Origin of the sequence: Spirosoma profusum (assembly GCF_014699005.1) — a bacterium.
Classification (GTDB): Bacteria; Bacteroidota; Bacteroidia; order Cytophagales; family Spirosomataceae; genus Spirosoma; species Spirosoma profusum.
This window is the reverse complement of sequence record NZ_JACWZY010000001.1, coordinates 635,831-658,542: the sequence shown is the minus strand read 5'-3', so window position 1 is coordinate 658,542 and position 22,712 is coordinate 635,831. Positions and strand designations below refer to the sequence as shown.

General features: G+C 47.0%; 14 protein-coding genes. 10 read left to right on the top strand and 4 right to left on the bottom strand.

The annotated features are described in order from the left end of the window. Positions 1–216 precede the first annotated feature (216 nt). Both IC229_RS02395 and IC229_RS02390 read right to left on the bottom strand, forming a co-directional pair. The gene (locus IC229_RS02395) at positions 217–1,335 is read right to left on the bottom strand and encodes an AI-2E family transporter (protein WP_190885307.1); all 1,119 of its coding nucleotides are present in this window, start codon (positions 1,333–1,335) and stop codon (positions 217–219) included. Between the two features lie 250 nt (positions 1,336–1,585). Beyond that, positions 1,586–3,253, bottom strand: coding sequence for an ArnT family glycosyltransferase (locus IC229_RS02390; RefSeq protein ID WP_190885306.1), 1,668 nt, complete (start codon positions 3,251–3,253; stop codon positions 1,586–1,588). A gap of 208 nt (positions 3,254–3,461) precedes the next feature. Between IC229_RS02390 and pgi the strand changes: the two genes are divergently transcribed. Continuing rightward, positions 3,462–5,120, top strand: a complete 1,659-nt coding sequence (pgi, locus tag IC229_RS02385; RefSeq protein ID WP_190885305.1) for a glucose-6-phosphate isomerase — start codon at positions 3,462–3,464, stop codon at positions 5,118–5,120. A gap of 4 nt (positions 5,121–5,124) precedes the next feature. Here pgi and IC229_RS02380 read toward each other — a convergent pair whose 3' ends face one another. After that, positions 5,125–6,537: a sensor histidine kinase gene (locus tag IC229_RS02380; RefSeq protein ID WP_190885304.1), complete on the bottom strand. Its 1,413-nt coding sequence runs from the start codon at positions 6,535–6,537 to the stop codon at positions 5,125–5,127. Between the two features lie 86 nt (positions 6,538–6,623). Continuing rightward, a complete protein-coding gene (locus IC229_RS02375) occupies positions 6,624–7,301 on the bottom strand; it encodes a response regulator (protein WP_190885338.1) in 678 nt (225 codons plus the stop codon). Positions 7,302–8,149: 848 nt separating this feature from the next. On the opposite strand from IC229_RS02375, the gene IC229_RS02370 reads away from it, so the two are divergent. From IC229_RS02370 to gyrB, 9 genes are all read left to right on the top strand, one after another. Continuing rightward, complete coding sequence (locus tag IC229_RS02370) at positions 8,150–8,356, top strand: heavy-metal-associated domain-containing protein (RefSeq protein ID WP_190885303.1); 207 nt, start codon at positions 8,150–8,152, stop codon at positions 8,354–8,356. 8 nt (positions 8,357–8,364) lie between these two features. Then, entirely contained in the window at positions 8,365–10,656 is a 2,292-nt protein-coding gene (locus IC229_RS02365; RefSeq protein WP_190885302.1) for a heavy metal translocating P-type ATPase, read from the top strand. A 151-nt stretch (positions 10,657–10,807) separates the two neighbouring features. Then, positions 10,808–12,580, top strand: coding sequence for a phospho-sugar mutase (locus tag IC229_RS02360; protein WP_190885301.1), 1,773 nt, complete (start codon positions 10,808–10,810; stop codon positions 12,578–12,580). 215 nt (positions 12,581–12,795) lie between these two features. After that, positions 12,796–16,077, top strand: coding sequence for a SusC/RagA family TonB-linked outer membrane protein (locus IC229_RS02355; RefSeq protein ID WP_449451354.1), 3,282 nt, complete (start codon positions 12,796–12,798; stop codon positions 16,075–16,077). 27 nt (positions 16,078–16,104) lie between these two features. Beyond that, positions 16,105–17,811: a RagB/SusD family nutrient uptake outer membrane protein gene (locus IC229_RS02350; protein WP_190885300.1), complete on the top strand. Its 1,707-nt coding sequence runs from the start codon at positions 16,105–16,107 to the stop codon at positions 17,809–17,811. A 238-nt stretch (positions 17,812–18,049) separates the two neighbouring features. Then, a complete protein-coding gene (gene tsaE, locus IC229_RS02345) occupies positions 18,050–18,469 on the top strand; it encodes a tRNA (adenosine(37)-N6)-threonylcarbamoyltransferase complex ATPase subunit type 1 TsaE (RefSeq protein WP_190885299.1) in 420 nt (139 codons plus the stop codon). A gap of 99 nt (positions 18,470–18,568) precedes the next feature. Continuing rightward, on the top strand, positions 18,569–19,783 hold the full coding sequence (locus IC229_RS02340) for an alanine dehydrogenase (protein WP_190885298.1): 1,215 nt from the start codon (positions 18,569–18,571) through the stop codon (positions 19,781–19,783). A 79-nt stretch (positions 19,784–19,862) separates the two neighbouring features. Beyond that, the gene (locus IC229_RS02335; RefSeq protein ID WP_190885297.1) at positions 19,863–20,267 is read left to right on the top strand and encodes a hypothetical protein; all 405 of its coding nucleotides are present in this window, start codon (positions 19,863–19,865) and stop codon (positions 20,265–20,267) included. 379 nt (positions 20,268–20,646) lie between these two features. After that, positions 20,647–22,647 (top strand): DNA topoisomerase (ATP-hydrolyzing) subunit B, encoded by a 2,001-nt coding sequence (gene gyrB, locus IC229_RS02330; RefSeq protein ID WP_190885296.1) that lies wholly within the window; start codon positions 20,647–20,649, stop codon positions 22,645–22,647. Positions 22,648–22,712: the final 65 nt, after the last annotated feature.

Here is a 22,712-nt window from a genome sequence, read left to right as displayed (position 1 = left end):
GGTCAGCGGTGAGTGTAATTTTGAGCATGGCAGAGGAGATGAAAGGTCCTCTAAAATACACTAAAATATTTGCTTAACCCCTTAATAGCACACTACCGATTTTTTGTCATCCTGACGAAGGAAGGATCTTAAGGCACCCTTACTAGAGTGTTAGGATGCTTTAAGATCCTTCCTTCGTCAGGATGACAAAAAATCACTACCCATAATTCGCATTGTTTAAGCCTCAACTTCCTTTGGCTTCTTTTTTCGTCGGGAAAGTTTGAATAGATTGTTTCCTGATTCTTCGGGCGTTTGGTCACCCAGAAGAATACCCCATGCCCGAAGACTTTCAACGCGGTCAAAGATAACTTTCATGATGGCAATGGCGGGAATCGACAAAAACATACCCGAAACGCCAGCCAACGCCCCACCAATCAAAACTCCCACAATGGAAACCAGTGCGTTGACCTTCACTTTAGAAGCTACGATCAATGGTACAAATACGTTGTTGTCGATGAATTGCACCAGTAGAAAAATACCGATAACGCCCAGAATGACCGATAATTCCGGGTTACTGCTGAACGTAACGAGCACCGTCAGCAACGTAGCAACTAACCCACCGATGTAAGGAATCAGATTGAGGATGGCCGCCATAACACCCAGCAAAATCGCGTATTGAACGCCTAAAATGAGCAAACCCAGGGAATTTAGCAAAGCCACGGCGGCCGTCTCAATCAACAACCCGACCATATAGCTTTGGATGACGGCTTTTACTTCACCCAGTACCTCGCGCACACGTTCTGTATGCTTTTCAGCAAACAGCACAATGATGAAATGAAGAAGCATGGCCCGATAGTAAAGCAGCAAAAACACGTAAATCGGAATCACGATTAACGTACCCAGTGGTCCTGAAATTATACCAAGGGCATCGGTAGTTTGCAGCGTATCAAGGGTTTGCGCCTGAGCTTTCTTTAAATACTGATTCTGTTGCCGATAACTCACATTGTATTCCTGACGAACCCACTGCTGAATTTTATGGAACGTATCGTTCAGGTTCTGGCGAATCTTGGGCAGGTCATCCGCAAAATTCGATATCTGCATGGAAAGCAGAACGGTTACGGCGGAGACAATAATCACGGCCAGCAGCAGAGCCAGACTAATTGCAATCACCTTATGCATTCCCCATCGAATAAGTCGATTTTCGATGGGACGTAGCAAAACCGCAATAAGTCCCGACATGGCAAGCGGTATTATAATATCCTGGCCCAAATAAATGGTTACCGTAATAATAGCCAGCGATAGCAGGGACAGCGCAAACTTATGATAATGTGGTGGCGGTAGTGTTTTGGCAGACATGAACTGTTTTTGAATGAAAATCAAGGGAATACGTTAGGAAATCCTTGATCACACACTCAACATTACAGCTTTCTTTTTGTTTACCAAACTCCTGTCCTGACGTATTGATAATTTCGTTATGTTACGGAATATTGAGAAGCTATCCGACTTTATAAAATTGTCGCATTGCGACCTAATGTTTGTAGTAAACTCTGTAATCTACAAACAATTAGATCGCTACGCGACGGTTTCATTAAGTCAACCCATTTATTTACTTGGCCTTACGTCGGTAAAAAACAAAGCCGTTTTCTTCACCCGTTTTGCGCACATCGGGTAATGAGTCGAGAAGTGTGGGCTGCACAGAGGCTTTACGAACAAACAATACGTCCTTATCGATTTTACCACGTATCAGCCAGTTCGTATCGTAATAGTTTGGGTTTGTTACGGGAGGTTTCTTCGTATAGAAAAATGGCCCGTAGCTATGGTAATCGAAGGTTTTTACGTAAACAGGCTGGCCTTGTGTCTGCTCAAAAAAACGCATGGGGGCATCCTGCGAAATTCCTTCGATACGTCCGATAAACGACCAGAGCGTAAGCGTAACAAACACCGCCGATCCTACAAATAACGTAACAGATGCCCGGGCCGCTTCGTGATTATTGTACCAAATCAGCACTAGTACCAATATCACCAAAAGCCACACACCGGGCAGCACTTCCCAACCCGACCAGTTTACATTGGCAGCCAGATTTCCCTGCGTAAACGGGTCCTGATCCGCAATCGATTTCACCAAATCCATTCGGTGCCCTGCAAGCAGTGGAAGCCCAATGGTAGCTATAATAAAAATACCACCAATGATGAGCAATCCCGTCCATAACCAATTGGAGAACTGAATCTTACGTTCTTCTAGCTGTAATAGCGTCAGAGCAGCAAAATACGTTAGCGGAATGTAACAGAGCGAAGAATAATGGACAATTTTCGACTGAACAATGCTGAACAGAATCAGCACTACCCAGAAGAGAATCAGCATCCACTGCCGAAAATCGCGCTGGTAATTACGTTCGATGAACAATTGACCAAACGCACGAATGGCGAAAATAGAGGCCGGAAAACAACCAACCAGCAGAATGATAAAGTGGAAACCCGGAAAACCGCTATGACCGGCATCAGACGTACTGAACAGACGGATGTTGTAAGCTAGAAATTCCCGCATCAGCTCTGGTCCATGCAAGTACACATCAAGCCCGTACCAGATGAGTGATCCTGCCGATGCCAAAGCCGTGAACGCCAGAAATTGCAGGGGCGTAATGAACCAGCGAAAACGGTTCAGCAGCCAGTAGATGAACAGTACCAGACACACAATCAGGTAAGCCACAGGGCCTTTGGTCAACACAGCAAAACCGATCATGAGCCCGGCCAGCACAACGTAACGCCATTCGCTTTTAGGCACCGTCATGGCCCCACCGAGTCGTTCGCGTTTCCAGGCAGCAAAAATCAGATTGACTAAACCAACGAAAATAAACAGATTAAAAAATGGGTCGATAATGCCCGAACGAACGTAGAGGTGGGGCGTAATCGAACCGAGATACGCCAGCGCCCACAGCAGCCCGAACCGATGGCTATGAAGTTTATAACCCAGATTATATACGTAGACCAACGTAATGATTCCGCAAATCGCGTTGGGCAGGCGAGCCGAAAATTCGTTAATACCAAACACGTTCATGGTCATCGACTGGAGCCAGAAAAACAGAGGTGGTTTTTCGTAAAACGGTTTAAAATCAATGTGAACGTGCCAATAATCACCCAGCACAATCATTTCGCGGGCGCATTCAGCAAAATTGATTTCGTCCCAGTCGAACAGGCGGACATTTCCCAGAAACGGGATGAAAAACAAAGCGCCTAACCCAATCAGAACCAGGGAATAAAAAAGTTTTTGATTCATTAATGAGGGTATTGATGGAAAAAAGCAAGGCTCCCAAACGGAAAAGAACTGTAAAAATAGAGGAAAAAAGATTGCCGGGATTCCCGATATTCGCGCCGACAATTTCGTTTCCCGTTTACAAAGTCGCCTAATACGTACCATTTATTCGCTGTCTGCTTCTTAGAAGCGATTGCTACGTTGGTCTAAAACGTAAAAACTAGCCTTAATCATGCTTGCTAATCACCGCTTTACTACGTTACCAGCTTTTTCGGAGCTACAGGCTCATTTCGATACGTTGAAAGAACGGCACATGCGCGATTTGTTCGCAGAAGACCCGGAGCGGTTTACTACGTTCTCGCGTCGATTTGAGGACATTCTACTCGATTTTTCTAAAAACCGTATCACCGCCGAAACGCTACAGTTACTGCTTCAGCTAGCCGAACAGGCCGAGTTGAAAAGTGCTATTGGCAAGATGATGTCGGGCGATAAAATAAATCGGACGGAAGACCGCGCCGTGTTGCACGTAGCACTTCGGAACCGTTCTAACACCCCGATTCTGGTGGACGGGAAAGATGTAATGCCCGATGTAAACGACGTACTGGCCCACATGAAATCGTTTACCGAACAGATTCGTTCGGGCGAATGGAAAGGATACACCGGCAAGGCCATTACCGACGTAGTGAATATCGGTATCGGTGGTTCCGATCTGGGTCCGGTGATGGTAACGGAGGCTTTGAAACCCTACGCCGATGATAAAAAACTGCGGGTGCATTTTGTGTCGAACGTTGATGGTGTGCACATCTACGAAACACTGCAAACTGTTCAGCCGGAAACGACGCTGTTTCTGATTGCGTCGAAGACGTTCACTACACAGGAAACCATGACCAACGCGCAGACGGCCCGGCAATGGTTTCTGGATGCCGCCAAAGACGAAGCGGCCATCGCCAAACATTTTGCGGCTCTCTCGACCAATCAAAAGGACGTAGCGAAATTTGGAATAGACCCAGCCAATATGTTCGGATTCTGGGATTGGGTCGGTGGTCGATATTCGCTGTGGTCGGCAATTGGACTTTCTATTGCGCTCTACGTCGGTTTTGATACGTTTGAGGAATTACTTGCTGGCGCTCATGCGATGGATCAGCATTTCCAGAATACAGATTTAGACCAGAATTTGCCCGTTATTCTGGCCTTAGTGGGTATCTGGTACAACAATTTCTTCGGTGCCCAGACCGAAGCGATTCTGCCCTATGATCAATATATGCACCGTTTTGCGGCTTATTTCCAGCAGGGCGATATGGAAAGTAACGGCAAATCGGTTGACCGCGACGGAAACCCAGTTGATTACCAAACCGGGCCGATTATCTGGGGAGAACCCGGCACTAATGGCCAGCACGCATTTTACCAGTTGATCCACCAGGGCACTAAGTTAATCCCCTGCGATTTTCTGGCACCGGCCATCAGCCAGCGGCCTATTGGTGAGCACCATAAAATTTTGATGGCCAATTTCTTTGCCCAGCCAGAAGCTCTGATGAATGGTAAAACCGAAGATGAGGCTGGCGAAGAACTACGTAAAGCAGGTAAAAACGAAGATGAAATAAAAGCATTAGCTCCGTTCAAAGCATTTTCGGGTAATCGGCCAACGAACTCGATACTCTTTAAAAAACTGACACCTCGGACGCTCGGCAGCCTGATTGCGCTGTACGAACACAAAATTTTCACCCAAGGCATCATCTGGGACATTTTCAGCTTCGATCAGTGGGGTGTTGAGTTGGGCAAACAGTTAGCCAGTCGTATTCTGCCTGAGTTGCATGACAATACCGCCGTTAGTACGCACGACAGTTCGACCAACGGCCTGATGAATGCGTTCAAGGATATGCGGAAGGAATAATAGTTCAGGAATCCGTTTTGGCGGCTTCTATCGATTTGTAGGTATCATCAGAATCGGCTTTTGAACCGTAGGGAATGGGCAGAGTGACTCGAAAGGTGCTCCCCTTCCCTACTACCGATTTAACTTCGATTTGCCCCTTATGTAGTTCGATGATACGTTGGGTGAGCGCCAGACCAATACCGTGTCCTTTGATGGTCATGGTTGATTCAGACCGATAGAATGGCTCGAATATATGCGACAGTTCAGCTCTGGGAATGCCATAACCCTGGTCAGTAAATGTGATTTGAACCTGTCCACGCTCGAACGAAATCCCGACCGACACCCGCTTATCGGGTGAATATTTACAGCCGTTTTCCATTAGGTTCTGAAACGCCGTTTGCAACAGCGAACCTTCGCCAATGATTACTAATTCCTCTTCCTGATCCGGCAAATTCTCGAAATCGATGTTTATCTGATAGTCGGGATTATTGTGTAGAATGAGGCTCTGCGCTTGCCATAACAACTCGTCGATTCGTACCGGCTGATTCGTACTGGCAGCGGTATCGGTGCGAGCACGAGCCAGTTCGAGCAGTCCGTTTACAAGCCGGATCATGCTTTTTACCTCATCAAGCAGGGCATCAAGCGTTACTTCGTACTCTTCTCGGGAGCGTGATTGCAGCCGTGTTACTTCGATGTGGCCCATCATCACAGTTAGCGGAGTGCGCAACTCATGGGATGCGTGCGAAACGAAACTTTTCTGTAAAATAAAGGCTTCCTCAAGCCTGGAAAGCAGGTCGTTGAAGGTATGAGCCAGGTCGGCCAGTTCGTCGCTCTGACGTCCGACATAGACACGCTGGTGAATGTTTGTTGCCGAAATAGAATTTACCTGCGCAATCAGTTCAGATACGGGCCGAAGGGCATCAGAGGCAAACAAATAACCTGCTATACCCACGATGCCCAGGCTCAATAGCCACCCAAAAAGCAGGATTTCGCGCAATCGACCTAACTTACTGAATCCATAGCGGTCTTTACCCGATGCAATAATTAGTAGCGGCTCGCCCCGGAGATTAATGTGTCGCACGCCAACCGCTTCGATGCTATCTTCTTGAATGTATTGCGGTTGGCCGAGAGCGGTTTTATTCAGAAAATCGGCAGAAACAGGAAACCGAGGACGCTGATTGCCCCGATTATAGACAACGACCTTCTTGCTATTATAAATAGTTACCTGTTCATCAACCATAGCCGGCAGGTCAGCCTGGGGAACTTCGCCAACGTCTTCGCGAAGTCGTACCATGGTATACGCTTTCTCTTCAAGGCGTTGCTGAAACTCCTGCTGTCGGAACTGGTCGTATAAATAGTAAACCGAAAACGAAAAAAGCAGCAAAATCGACGCCACCAGTAGCATAAACAGGAGCGTCAGTCGAATGCGTATGTTCATACGTAGTAGCTCGTTGTCAGTCGATAGCCACTAGTCAATAGTGCGTCGTGAAGAATTAAGCTTGACCAACGACTGACGACTACTAACTAATCTTCTTTCAACATATATCCCATCCCGATAACTGTATGGATGAGTTTTGTTGGGAAGTCCTTGTCAATTTTCTTACGGAGGAAATTCACGTATACGTCTATTACGTTCGTTCCGGTATCGAAATGAATATCCCAGACTTTTTCAGCGATATCGACCCGCGACACGACCCGCCCCCGATTACGCATCAAGTATTCGAGCAGACCGAATTCTTTGGCTGTAAGATCGATACGTTTATTTCCCCGGCGGGCTATTTTCTCGTTCAGATCCAGTTCAAGATCGGCTAATTTTAACGTATTCGCCTGCAAGGCCCCATCGGTGTTACGTTTAGTGAGCGCACGTAGCCGAGCCATCAATTCCCGAAACTCAAAAGGTTTCACCAGATAGTCGTCGGCCCCAACTTCAAATCCTGTCAGTTTGTCATCTACAGACCCAAGGGCCGTGAGCATAAGAACAGGTGTACTGTTTTTTTGCTGTCGGATGGACTGCACTACTTCAAACCCATTGAGTTTCGGTAGATTGATGTCCATAATAATTACATCGTACGGATTCGCCAGCGCCATTGTTCGCCCCGCCTGCCCATCGAAAGCGACATCTACTTCGCAGGCTTGTTCTTCCAGGCCTTTTCGAACAAATGATGCCAGCTTAGGTTCATCTTCGACTACTAAAATCTTCATATCTGCAGCACGCATAAGTAATTCATTTTCGCTTAAAAACGGACAAACAGGGAATTAGGTATAGAGCCAATGCCAGTTTATATACGGGACGCCCTAGTACCTATAAGTCTGTTCCTCTCGTCAATCTTAGGCAAAAAAGAAGATGATAGCATTAAAAGTCCGTTATAATACCTTTTACTTATTCCGAAACAAATAACCAACAAAAAAGCCGCTCCGAATTTCGGGGCGGCTTTCCGCTTCTATCCACACCATTTCAAGATCGACGACCGGGCGGCCGCCAGATCTTGATGTTCAACCTTCCCTTTGTAAAGGATTGTTTGCGCCAAAGTACGCAATTCTTTATGATTATACCAAAAATCTTTTTCTTACCAGAAAGAAAGTGAAACCAAGTAATCTCATAATACAGAGATAGTACAAAGTTTACATATCTTTAATTTAAAAACGTAGCACATAGAGCTATTATTATTTAACGTACCTAAATTCCAAATTTAACCGCTCTATTCTGCCTTACCTTGTTAAATTGAGTTCAATTATAAGCAAATAACTTCAACAAAAGAATATACTTACACCTTTATTTTAGCCGTCAATTATGAAAAAGAGTCGTTAGTAAACTGGAACGTTGCACACCTGAAAATATATCTTCTCCTCTGACCCTCCAAAATGCCTCGCCGGGTTATAAAATTGAATTTTATACGCTTGACCAGTAATTATATAAATATAATGATCTAGATGTAAGAGACATTTGCGAGACAGATTATGTTATTATACGGTATAGTTTCAGTTGTAGTTGACCTGGAAACGGTTGCCGTCGAGTAACTGATTTTCAATTTTCGTAAAAAATAAATACCATGAAAACAGTCACGTTTAAGACCAATATTAAGTGCGGAGGTTGCATTGCCGCCGTTACACCATTCCTTAATGAAGCCGTTGGCGAAGGCCGCTGGCAGGTAAATACGCAGGACCCCAATAAACTATTGACTGCGGAAGCCGATCAGGCATTCACTGTTCAACAGGCCGTGGAGAAAGCTGGCTACAAAGCCGAACTTCTGAATTGATCAAAGTCATGAGTGCATCAACAACAGCAGTTAAAAGAAGGCCTGTTCCATCTGACGTACGACACACCTATCCAGTACTGGAAATGAGTTGTGCTGCCTGTGCGGTTAGTGTTGAGTCGATGCTGAAGTATACGCCAGGGGTTATCGATGCGGGCGTTAATTATGCGAATCAGAGTGCCTGGGTTCAGTATAACCCCGCCAACGTAACGCCCATCGATTTACAGAACGCGGTACGTTCAATTGGTTACGATATTGTCATTGACACGCAGGATACGAACGAAATACAGGAAAATGCACAACTGGAACGTAGCAATCGTATACGGCAACGTACCGTTTGGGCTTTTGCATTGTCCATACCTGTCATAATACTAGGAATGTTCTTTATGAACGCGCCGTATGCCAACTGGATAATGATGATCCTGTCGGCTCCGGTGGTTTTCTGGCTAGGTCGGTCCTTTTTTGCAAACGCCTGGCGGCAGGCTCGTTACGGAAAAGCTAACATGGATACGTTGGTGGCTCTCAGCACGGGCATCGCTTTTACGTTCAGTGCATTTAATACGTTCTATCCTGAATTCTGGCACGATCGAGGTCTGCATCCTCACGTTTATTTCGAAGCGGCTTCGGTAGTCGTAACCTTTATATTAGTAGGGAAACTTCTTGAAGAGCGCGCCAAATCGAATACTACGTCGGCTATTAAAAAATTAATAGGGTTACAGTCTAAAACGGTGTGGCTCGTAGAGAATGATACTGAGCGCGAGGTTCCTATTACATCGGTGCAGGTCGGGCATTTGCTTTTGGTACGTCCCGGCGACAAAATTCCAGTCGATGGTCTAGTCGAATCTGGTGGGTCGTACGTCAATGAGAGTATGATTAGTGGTGAACCACTGCCGGTTGAGAAGCAGGCAGGAGCACAGGTATTTGCTGGAACGATCAATCAGAAAGGGAGTTTCCGGTTCCGGGCTGAGAAAGTTGGTGCCGATACGTTGCTGGCGCAGATTATTCGGAAGGTTCAGGAAGCGCAGGGCAGCAAGGCCCCTGTGCAACGTATCGTGGATAAGATTGCCGGTATTTTTGTGCCGGTTGTGCTGGCAATTGCTCTCCTGACTTTTTTGGTCTGGTTCCTGTTTGGTACGTATCTGGCGCCCGGTACCGACCCGCTCACGACAGCCTTACTCACGTCGGTAACAGTACTGGTGATTGCCTGTCCATGCGCATTAGGACTCGCTACACCAACAGCAATTATGGTTGGTGTTGGTAAGGGCGCAGAGAATAATATGCTGATAAAAGATGCGGAGAGTCTGGAGATAGGGCACCGTGTCAACGCCATTGTACTCGATAAAACAGGAACGATCACCGAAGGCAAACCGGTAGTGACAGATATTCACTGGACGGCTTCAATGGAAGAGAAACCGCATTTACAAACGATACTCTATGGATTAGAATCTCAGTCGGAGCATCCGTTGGCGAGCGCCGTTGCTACGTATCTGAAGGGCGAAAAAAGGGTTGTTCTCGAGCGATTTGAAAGCCTCACAGGACTTGGTGTCAGTGCTTATTATCAGGAATATCAATACGTTGTCGGGAACTATAATTTGCTGAAACAACTGTCGATTTCGATTCCGGATAATCTAACGCAGTACGTATCAGATTTACAGCAACAGGCAAAAACGATTGTCTTTTTTGCCCGGCGCGGATTCGCCCAACCAAGCCACCAACCGAATCAGTTACTTGCCATCATAGCCATCGCAGATCCAATAAAAAAATCCTCGGCAGAAGCGATACGTTCACTTCAGCAACTCGGCGTTGATACGTATATGCTCACTGGCGACAATCGCCAGACGGCAGCGGCTGTTGCTAATATTGTGGGCCTTACCCACTACCAGGCGGAGGTAATGCCCGATGATAAAGCTCAGTTTGTAAAAAAACTTCAGGCTACTGGTAAAATTGTAGCGATGGTGGGCGATGGCATTAACGATTCGCAGGCACTGGCTCAGGCCGACGTAAGCATGGCGATGGGGCATGGTTCCGATATAGCTATGGACGTAGCACGGATGACGCTTATTACGTCTGATTTAACCAGCGTACCGAAAGCGCTGCTGTTATCGAAGCAAACCGTTCAGGTGATTTGGCAAAACCTGTTCTGGGCTTTTATTTACAATCTGATCGGTATTCCCATAGCGGCTGGCGTGTTGTATCCCGCCTTCGGTTTTCTGCTGAATCCGATGTTAGCCGGAGCGGCAATGGCCCTAAGTTCCGTATCGGTTGTGAGCAATAGTCTTCGGTTGCGAACCATGAAGCTGTAACGTACGAATACAGTAGGATAAATACGATTCGCTCTCTTCTGAGCTATAATTTATCGACCGGTTGTAATTGATTCTATCGTGTAGATTTGGTGGTCAGTCAGGTAATTGTAATTTTGGCGCACAATCTTTAGACAGAAAATTATTTTCCAATATGACAACTGCCCTGGACTCTTCTACTCAACAACGCGTCGATAAGTGGCTGGCTGGCAACTACGATGCCCCCACCAAAGAAACCATTCAGCATCTTATCGATTCGGGCAATATTACTGAGTTAACCGACTCATTCTACCGCGATCTCGAATTTGGTACGGGCGGTCTGCGCGGCATTCTGGGCGTTGGTTCCAACCGAATGAACCGCTACACAGTAGGAGCCGCTACACAGGGACTGTCTAACTACATAAACGCAGCTTTTCCGGGACAAGACATCAGCGTAGCAATCGCTCACGACAGCCGTCGGATGAGCCCTGAATTTGCACGGCTGGCGGCCGATATCTTTTCGGCCAATGGCATTAAGGTGTATTTGTTCAGCAGTCTGCGCCCCACGCCTGAGCTTTCGTTTGCTATCCGCCAATTGGGTTGTAAGAGTGGTATCGTCGTAACGGCGTCGCACAACCCTCCAGAATACAATGGCTACAAAGTATATTGGAACGACGGTGGTCAGGTGGTGTCTCCGCACGATAAAGCCATTATTGGTGAGGTCAATAAAATCACCTCTATCGATGCTGTCAAGTTTGACGGTATTCCCGAAAGAATTCAACTTATCGACGAAGAAATCGATGCGCCTTACGTAGAGCGGCTAAAGTCAAACGCGGTAAACCCAGATGTAATCAAGCGTCAGGCGAACCTCAACATCGTCTACACGCCTATTCACGGAACGGGTATTACGTTGGTACCGCGCGTACTGGAGGCCCTGGGTTTCAACAACGTACACATTGTAGAACAGCAGGCCACGCCCGATGGCAATTTCCCGACCGTAAAATCACCGAATCCTGAAGAACGGGCTGCCATGCAACTCGCCCTCGATCTGGCGAACTCATTGGACGCTGACCTCGTGATGGCAACCGACCCCGACGCCGACCGCGTAGGTGCGGGTGCTCGCAACCACCACGGCGAATTTGAATTACTGAACGGTAATCAGATGGCCAGTCTGATTATTTACTATCTGCTCAATGCCTGGAAAGACGCCGGTAAGCTGACCGGTAAGGAGTTCGTGGCCAAAACCATCGTAACGACCGACCTCATCGACCAGATGTGCAAAAATTACGGTGTTACGTGCTATAATACGTTGACCGGTTTTAAATACATTGCCGAAGTCATCCGCGAGCTCGAAGGCAAAGAGAAATTCATTGGTGGTGGCGAAGAAAGCTATGGCTATCTCATTGGCGATTTCGTTCGTGACAAAGACGCTATTGCTTCCTGCGCCATCATTGCTGAGCTGACGGCCTACGCTAAAGACCAGGGTAAAAGCCTTTTCGATATGTTGATGGCCATGTATCAGGAGAATGGTTTCTATTACGAATCGCTGGTATCGTTAACGAAGAAAGGCAAATCGGGTGCGGAAGAAATTCAGCAGATGATGGCTGATTTCCGGGATAATCCACCCAAGTCTATTGCCGGTTCGCCAGTCGTGCGGGTTGATGATTACAAAGCACTTACCCGTTTAAATGCACAATCGGGCGAATCCACGCCGGGAAAAACATCAGCAATTGAAGCTGGTAAAATGGGCATCGAGTCGTCGAACGTACTACAATTCTTTACCGAAGATGGCACTAAAGTATCAGCACGCCCGTCGGGTACCGAACCGAAAATTAAGTTCTACGTCAGTGTGCGCGAGCCGCTTGAAAGCAAGGAAGCATTTGACGATACGTATGCCCAACTCAAGGCGAAAGTACAGCGGGTAATCGACGAATTACAACTCACGTAATTCTACTCTTTTTAAGAAAAAATTACCCTAACTATATTTGAAGCCCGAATGTTTAAACATTCGGGCTTTTTTTGGGACTTTTTTTAATCATTATTTAAGGAGTATCCTTAAAAAGGGATTAATTAGAACATAAGTATGATTATCTTTAGGCAGTAATACGTAGCTATTACTAAGTATTAATAATCATCTTTCACCTATTCTGTTAATTAATTATTATGATGAAACACGCTTTACGACAAGCGTATCGCACGTTGCCGTTACTTGTACTTAGCTGGCTACTGTGCGTGGGTGCTTTCGCCCAGGATCGCAAGATTACCGGTCGGGTTACCGACGGAACCGACAACAACCCTTTACCGGGTGCCAACGTAGTAATAACGGGCACTTCGACCGGGATGGTTACTGACGCCAACGGTCAGTTTTCGCTAAGCGTACCAACAGGACGTAACACCCTGACCGTATCGGCAATTGGTTTTGTAGCGCAGGAAGTCACAATCGGAACGCGCTCGAACATTGATATTACGTTATCTGCCGACATTAAAACCCTCAATGAGGTGGTTGTAACGGGTTATGGCGCTCAGGCTAAGCGTGATATTACCGGAGCTGTAGCAACTGTAGACATGAAAGAAGCGTTGAAAGTGCCTTCTGCCAACGTAGCACAGGCTTTGCAAGGACGCGTAGCCGGGGTAACCGTTGGGAACGACAACTCACCGGGTGGCGGTGTGATGGTACGTATTCGTGGATTTGGTACCATTAATGACAACTCCCCTCTTTACGTTATTGATGGCGTACCGACCAAAGGTAACCTTAACACGCTGAACCCAAATGACATTGAAAGTCTACAAGTACTAAAAGATGCTTCCTCAGCGTCTATTTACGGTTCGCGGGCTGGTAACGGTGTCGTAATTATTACCACGAAAAAAGGGAAGGCTGGTAAGCCCAAACTTACGTATGACGCTTATTACGGCGTTGCCACTCCTGGCAAGTTTCCCGAATTAGTAAATACGACGGAATTTGCCAATCTGATCTGGGAATCCCGACGTAACGCCGGTAACATCGTTAATGGTAACCCACGGCATGCCCAGTTCGGTAATGGCGCAACGCCCGTTATTCCTGATTATATTTTCCCGGATGGTGCCATGGAAGGCGATCCTCGGCTTGCCAAAGATGCTAGCGGAAATTTCGTTAATTACAGCACCGACGTTGATGCTGCCGCTTTCAGAAACTCGAAATGGTTAATCACCAAAGCTAACAAGGAAGGAACCAACTGGTTCGACGAAATCTTCGATCCAGCCCCTGTTCAAAACCATCAGATTGGTGTTACAGGCGGTAACGAAGGCGGTCGCTACGCTATGTCGGCCAACTACTTCAGCCAGGATGGTATTCTGAAATACACTTGGTACAAGCGTTATTCTATTCGCGCAAACACTGAGTTTAACGTAACGAAGCGGATTCGGGTCGGTGAAAATATTCAGTTTGCTTATGGCGAACGCGTCGGTGGCGGTAACTCAACGCAGAGTGCTACGGCGAACAACAACGAAAGTAACGCTATTTCGATGGCGTACCGGATTCAGCCCCTTATTCCGGTTTATGACGTAGCAGGTAATTTCGCCGGTACCAAAGGTGGTGACCTTGACAACGCTCGTAACCCTGCAGCGCTGCTTTTCCGTAATAAAGATAACGTAGGTAAAGAGCTACGTTTCTTTGGTAACGCCTACGCTGAAGTTGACATTCTGAAAAACCTGACAGCTAAAACCAGCTTTGGTATCGATTACAACACCTACAATATCCGGGCATATACCCCGCGCGATATTGAGTCATCAGAAGCAGCTGGAGCCAACTCGATGTTCACCCGAAACGAGATCGGTTATACCTGGACATGGTATAATACGTTGACATACAATGGTGAAATCGGTTCGTCGATTCGGTACAATCTGTTAGCAGGAACAGAGTCTATCAAAAATAACTTTGAATTCTTCCGAGCCGACCGTTCTCGCTTCGCCAATGACGACCTGTATAACCGCTATCTGGATGCTGGTAACGCCGGTACGCAAACCAACACGGGCGGTGGTTCTGACTGGAAACTGGCTTCTGAGTTTGCCAAAGCGAGCTTCTCGTTCTTCGACAAGTATCTGCTCGATGGAACTATCCGTCGTGACCGATCGTCACGTTTCGCTGCTGCCAACCGGGTAGCTTACTTCCCGGCTGTTTCGGCGGGCTGGCGCGTTTCGCAGGAAGAGTTCCTGAAAACAGTTACCTGGATCAACGATTTGAAATTCCGTGCTGCTTACGGACAAACCGGTAACCAGGAAATTGGTAACTACAACCCCTACCTCATCTACGGAACTGGCCCAACCGTTTCGTTCTATGACCTGAACGGTTCGCGGACTTCTTCATTGCAAGGTTATGAGCTTCAGCAATTTGGTAACGCCAACGCTAAATGGGAAACCACTACGTCGGTAGACTTTGGTATCGACGCTTCGCTCTTCAAAGGCAAACTGGACGTAACGTTCGACTGGTTTAACCGTGTTACGTCCGATGCTCTGTTCCCAGTTGAAGTTCAGTATACGCAGGGTCAGGCTACAAACCCATTCCAGAACATTGCTTCGTTCCGAAACAGAGGTATCGAGTTGGGGTTGAACCACAGCGGTAAGCTAATGAACGGCGACTTTACCTACAGCATTGGCGCTAACATTTCGACGTATCGGAACCTGGTTACCAAAACCGACGGAAACCCATCTACCCAGTACTTTGGTTTCACACCCCGGATTCCTGCTATGACGGTAACACAACAGGATTATCCGATATCATCGTTCTTTGGCTACGTCATTGATGGTATTTTCCAAACGGATGAAGAAGCTGCTAAAGCTCCTGCTCAGTTTGGTGTTCCAAACCTGAACAATAAAGCCGGTCAATTCCGCTTCCGCGATCTGAACGGTGACGGCCTTATCAATTCAAATGACCGTCAGGTTATTGGAAACCCTCACCCCACGATGTCGTATGGTTTGAACCTCAATGTCGGTTATAAAAACTTTAACCTGACCGTGTTTGGCCAGGGGGTTTACGGCAACCAGATCTTCAACTACAACCGCTACTGGACTGACTTCCAGACGTTTGGTGGTATACGTAGCAAGCGGATGTGGGAAGATTCGTGGCGGCCTGGCAAAACGGACGCGAAGCTGCCTCAGCTACGTTCGAACGACAACATCAGCTCGAACCCATCGACGTATTATCTGGAGCCAGGTTCTTACCTGCGGGTGAAAAATATCCAGCTTTCGTATAACCTGCCCCGTACGCTGATGACTAAGCTGGGCGTAAGTAATGCCATGATTTATGTACAGGGACAAAACCTGTTCACTGTCACTAACTACACCGGTCTGGACCCTGAAATTAACCTGCGTGATTCAGGGGGTAACGGTAACGACCGCCACATTGGTGTTGACGAAGGAGCTTATCCAGTTGCTAAAACGGTACTGGTTGGTCTAAATCTGGCATTCTAGTGAACTAAATTTCTGAAAAAAGAACTCATGAAAAAAGTAATAATTTGGGCGACTTTCCTATCAATTGGAACGCTGACCGCCTGTAAAGATGATTTTTTAGATGTACAGCCCAAAGCTGTATTGGGTGCTACAAGTTTTTATAATGCTACGGGGGTTAACTACCTGCTGATTGGTGCTTATTCGCTGCTCGACGGCTGGGGCTCTGGTGGTACGTCGTATCACTCGGCAGCTTCTAACTGGGTGTTTGGTGCGGTTGCTGCCGATGATGCATACAAAGGCTCAACCACTGGCGACCAGCCTGATATCTCGTTTATCGAATACAAAAGTATTCAGCCTGACAACGGTTACTTCCGCGGAAAATGGCGGGTTTGTTACGATGGTGTAGCTCGCTCAAACGACGTATTGCAGGCGCTTGCCCAAACCAAGGACATGACCGATGCCGACAAGCTACAGGTTACAGCTCAGGTCCGCTTCCTGCGTGGACACTATCACTTTGAGGCCAAGAAAGTGTTTAATATGGTACCGTATATTGATGAGAAAATATACAACCCTACCGATCTGAACAGCACAAAAGTCCCGAACGATAAAGACATCTGGCCGAATATCGAAGCGGATTTTAAGTTTGCGTACGATAACTTACCTGCTAAACAGTCGCAGGTTGGTCGGCCATCTAAATGGGCTGCTGCGGGTATGTTGGCGAAAGCCTATGTCTTCCAAAAGAAATGGGCTGAAGCCAAAACCTTACTGGAAGCAATTATTGCCAGTGGTCAGTATAAACTGATGGATCGTTTCCACGACAACTATAAAACGACCACCAACAACAATGCTGAGTCGATTTTTGAAATTCAGTATTCGGTTAATGATGGTACGGGCGAAAATGGCAACAACGGTGACGTATTGAATTACCCTTATGGTGGTCCAACTACCTGCTGCGGTTTCTTCCAGCCTTCCCAAAACTTGGTAAATGCATTCCAAACCGATGCCAATGGCTTACCGCTCATGGATACGTTCAATAATACGGATGTTGTCAGCGATCAGGGTCTTGAATCGACGCAACCATTTACTCCTCACGTCGGTCGACTAGATCCACGCCTGGACTGGACCGTAGGTCGTCGTGGTATTCCTTTTCTGGATTGGGGCCTGATGCCGGGTAAAGCCTGGGTACGTGATCAGGGCAATGGTGGCCCTTATGAGCCTAAAAAACACCTGTTTTACCGAACGGACGTTGGTACCAACACATTTGCGAGCAATAACCGTCTCAATGCCAACAACTACCGGATTCTTCGTCTGGCGCATATATATCTGTGGTTGGCTGAAGCAGAAATTGAAGTTGGTTCATTGGACAAAGCGCGGGAGTACGTCAATATCATCCGGAAGCGGGCTGCCAATCCAGATGGTTTCGTTAAGATGGAAAACGGCTCCAACGCTGCTAACTACACAGTTGGCCAATACACAACTGCTTGGACGGATAAAGCAGTGGCCCGTAAAGCGGTACAGTTCGAGCATCGGCTGGAATTCGGTATGGAAGGCCACCGCTTCTTCGATCTGGTTCGCTGGGGTATTGCGGCCGAAACGCTTAATGCTTACATGGCGAAAGAGTCGAGCATGCGGACCTACTTTAAAGGCGCTACGTTCGTGAAAGGTAAGCATGAATATTATCCTATTCCGTTGCAGGAAATCCTGAACAGTAAAGTCAATGGTCAGGCAACCCTGAAACAAAATCCAGGTTATTAATCATTATTTCTGTTACGTGAGCAGTTGACAACTAGTTGTCAACTGCTCATTTTTTTATGGCTTTTAGAATCGTTACGTAACGATTCTGCCTTGAGATTATACAGGAACGTAGTGAAAGATCGCTTTTAATTCTGGCAGCTTATGGGACTATAAAACCAATACGTATCACACGGTTCTGTTCGTCTGATTCGAGCGGTTTAAAAATGCGTATCTTTGCGGGCCGTTTCGTGACTTAGGCATGACGCTACGTATTGACCATATTGATAATCTGAAAGTTGCCGCTCATCAATTATTAGCTGATGGTCGACATCAAGCAGTTTGGCTATTTGAGGGTGATATGGGAGCTGGAAAAACTACACTTATTAAGGCTTTGTGCCAGGTATTAGGTGTCGTCAGTATCGTACAAAGTCCAACATTCTCGATTGTAAATGAATACTCAACCCACGAAGGAAAATCAGTATTTCACTTTGATTGTTACCGACTTAGAAACGAGGCTGAAGCACTGGACATAGGTATCGAAGAATATTTTGATTCGGGCGATTACTGTTTTATTGAATGGCCGGAACGAATTTCCTCGCTCTGGCCTTCAACCTATTATCAGATTCACCTGTCAGTTGATGCCGACGGTCGGCGACAAATAGAAACGCGAATTGTTTGATGTTTCAAGTTCCATTTTTGCTAACCTGAAAACCGCTCCGGCGGCTTGGCTGGAACTTGAAACCGCACCGGCGGCCCGGCTGAAACCTAAAACAATTTCATGACTGGATTTGAGGAATTAGCCAAACAAACGGCACTTTACCCAAAAGAAGCTCCCCTAGCCGTGAAGACCAACCAGCATAGTCTGCTCATTGGTCTGCCTAAAGAGGTAGCCCTACAGGAAAATCGCATTGCACTCACGCCCGAAGCCGTGGCCATTCTGGTCCGTAATGGCCACAACGTGATTGTGGAGCAGGGCGCTGGCGAAAAAGCCAAATTTCCTGATAATGAGTACAGCGAAGCCGGTGCACAAATTGCCCAATCACCCAAGGAAGTTTACCAGGCGGCTAATCTAATTCTGAAAGTCGAGCCATTGGTTGAAGCTGAATTTAAATACGTTCAGTCCGAAAGCACGGTTATTTCGGCCCTTAATCTACCCGCCCACGACCGGTCGTACTTCGAAAAAATCAATAACAAACGACTGACCTCTTTTGGATACGAATATATTGAAGATCAAAGTGGTGGTCTGCCAGTGATACGTTCCATGAGCGAGATTGCCGGGAGTACGGTTATGCTGGTTGCAGGCGAATATTTAAGCAACGCTGATAACGGCAGGGGCATTATTCTGGGAGGCATAACCGGCGTACCACCGACGAAAGTCGTGATGCTGGGGGCTGGTACCGTTACCGAATACGCAGTACGTACCGCCCTGGGCATGGGCGCCGACGTAAAGGTGTTCGATAAGCATCTTTATAAACTTCAACGGCTCAAATACGCAGTCGGCCAGCACATTTATACGTCAATTATCGACTCTGATACGTTGGCGGAAGCCATTCAGCGAGCCGACCTGGTTATTGGTGCCATGCGGGCAGAAGATGGGCTGAGTCCTATTGTGGTCACCGAAGAAATGGTTGGCCGCATGAAACCCGGTTCTGTTATCATCGACGTATCAATCGATCAGGGCGGCAATTTCGAAAGTTCGCGAATGACTACTCATAAAGAACCGACTTACAAACACCTGGGTGTTATTCATTACTGCGTCCCGAACATTGCTGCACGAGTTGCTTATACGGCTAGTATGGCTCTGAGCAACATCTTTTTACCCTTCCTACTGGCTACTGGTACGAACGGGGGCATAGAGCAGATGATGTATGCGAACCGTTGGTTTATGAAAGGTGTTTATACCCATAAAGGCACATTAACCAACGCTTACATTGCCCGGAAGTTCAACATGCGCTTTAAAGATTTGGACCTCCTGCTGGCAGCAAGGTTTTAAAAATAAGTTGAAAGACGTCAGTTAATAGTCGTTATCATTTCTTCTATTGACTGACTGTTCTCGACTAATGACTTTTCCTATGATTAATCACAGCAACGAAAATACGTTACTCGACGACGCCAACTCCTATGATGTCAATAAGGTACTCATGGGAACGGTTTCGTCCGATTTTGTCAAAGTGGCCGACCAGTTAAAGGAGGCATCTTATCAGATTCGAAAACGAGGCTTTTCGGAATACCCAGTGTTTGTTACGTCCCGGCGCGATGTACCGGTTGGGCAGCTCCTTATTGGCGTAGAAGATCTTGATAATCAGTGGAATTATCGGGCATCTTTTCTGGATGAGTTTATTCAGCGTGGACTGATAGGTGCAGAGTCCGTGGAGTTATGGAAAGAAAACTATAATAAGCCGGATGAATACTGCTGTCTGTTTGTAATACATGGCGATTTCGCAGGTTTTATTTATATTCCGTATCCCGAAGATTAATTAACTGATAGGGATCAACTTGATTAATATAAGCGCTTTTTAAACGCTGAATGCCGGGCATTCAGCGTTTATTTTTTTAACGTTTTCAATAATACTTTTTCGGGAAATAATAGTTGCGAAAAAATCGCCAAAAAAAACCTCATTTCAGAACTGTACGACGACCAAGCAAGCACACGAAAAGTGACGTTGAAGGCCTTAAATTCTATTCAGGAGCCCATAAATTGATTTTTGGGAAATTTCCTATATATTAAGACAATCTTACTGAAAACGATAGGAAAAGACAGTTATTTTTTGTATTTTTACAATCTGTATAGGCCATTCAGTTAATCATTATAACTGACCCCTAAGCAAAATTTTTCTGACATTTTTTTATTCTGACATGACCAACGAATTGATTGAAGCAGACGACCTCGTTGATACAACAACTACTAAGGACTATGGAGCTGATAGCATCACCGTTTTAGAAGGTCTGGAAGCTGTCCGCAAACGCCCAGCCATGTATATCGGCGACGTTGGCGTTAAAGGCCTGCACCATCTGATTTGGGAAGTCGTCGATAACTCAATCGACGAAGCGCTGGCGGGCTACTGCGATACGATTCACGTAACAATAAATCCCGATAATTCCATTACCGTACAGGACAACGGTCGGGGAATTCCGACGGGTATAAATACGAAAACGGGCAAATCAGCGCTCGAAATTGCAATGACGGTGCTGCACGCCGGCGGTAAGTTCGACAAAGACACCTATAAAGTATCGGGCGGTTTGCACGGCGTGGGCGTTTCCTGCGTAAATGCGCTCTCGACTGATGTGCGCGTGGAGGTACACCGCGAAGGCAAAGTATTTGAGCAGGAATATAAAATCGGCGTTCCCCAATACGACGTACGTGTGGTTGGCGATGCCGAAGATACCGGTACCATCACGCGTTTCAAACCAGACGGCAGCATCTTCACCGAAACCGTTTTCCGGTACGATACCGTAGCAGGTCGGCTACGTGAGCTGGCTTACCTGAACAAAGGCATCCGCATTTTCCTGAAGGACATGCGCGAGCTTGACGAGAAAGGTGAACCCATTAACCACACTGACTTCTATTCGCAGGGTGGGCTGGTTGAGTTCGTCAGATATCTGGATGAAACCCGGCCCTCTCTCGATGGCATGCAACCGGTCTACATGGAAAGTAACAAAGGCAGCACGCCTGTTCAGGTAGCCCTGGTGTATAATTACGAAGCCGGTGAGAACGTACTGTCGTATGTAAACAATATCAACACACACGAAGGTGGTACGCACGTACAAGGCTTCCGGTCGGCGTTGACCCGTGTGCTAAAGAACTATGCCGATAAAAACGCTGAAAAGTTTAAAAACCTCGGCAAGCTTACGTTTACCGGCGAAGACTTCCGCAAAGGGCTAACGGCTGTAATTTCAGTAAAAGTCCAGGAGCCGCAGTTTGAAGGCCAGACTAAAACCAAATTGGGAAACCAGGACGTAGTGAGCGCTGTGAGCCAGACCATGGCCGATTTACTCGAAACCTGGCTGGAAGAAAACCCAAAAACGGCCCAGGGTATCGTTAAGAAGGTTTTGGTGTCGGCACAGGCACGTATTGCCGCCGAGCAGGCCTACAAACGTATCATGGCCGACCGTAAGGATTTTATGGGTGGTATGGGCTTGCCCGGCAAACTGGCCGACTGCTCCGATACCGATCCTGAAAAATGCGAACTCTATCTAGTTGAGGGTGACTCGGCTGGCGGTACAGCCAAGCAGGGCCGCAACCGGGCATATCAGGCCATTTTGCCGCTACGTGGTAAAATCCTGAACGTAGAAAAAGCGCTGGAACACAAGATTTACGAAAACGAAGAGATTAAGAATATCTGGACGGCGCTAGGTGTGCGGCTGGAAAAGAAAGATGATGAAACGGTAATGAATCTGGAAAAGCTTCGTTACCATAAAATCATCATCATGACCGATGCTGACGTAGATGGAAGCCACATCCGTACGCTGATTCTGACGCTGTTCTACCGCAACATGAAAGCCCTGATCGATAACGGGTATATTTACATTGCGCAGCCCCCGCTTTATCTGGTGAAGAAAGGGAAAGAGGAGCGTTACTGCTGGACGGAAACGCAACGAGAAGCCGCCGTGAAAGAGCTAGCAGGTAGTGGTAAGGAAGAAAACGTGGGCGTACAGCGCTACAAAGGACTGGGTGAAATGAACGCCGAGCAACTCTGGAGCACGACCATGAATCCCGACACACGAAGCTTGAAAATAGTGACGGTAGAGTCGGCCGCCGATGCCGACCACGTCTTCTCCACACTGATGGGTGATGAGGTCGCCCCCCGACGCGACTTCATCGAGCGAAACGCCAAATACGCCCGGGTGGATGTTTAACCGAATGATAATATAAAGCGGGCCGAAAAGCCCGCTTTTTTGTTTTATTTCAAAGTTTTGAATCG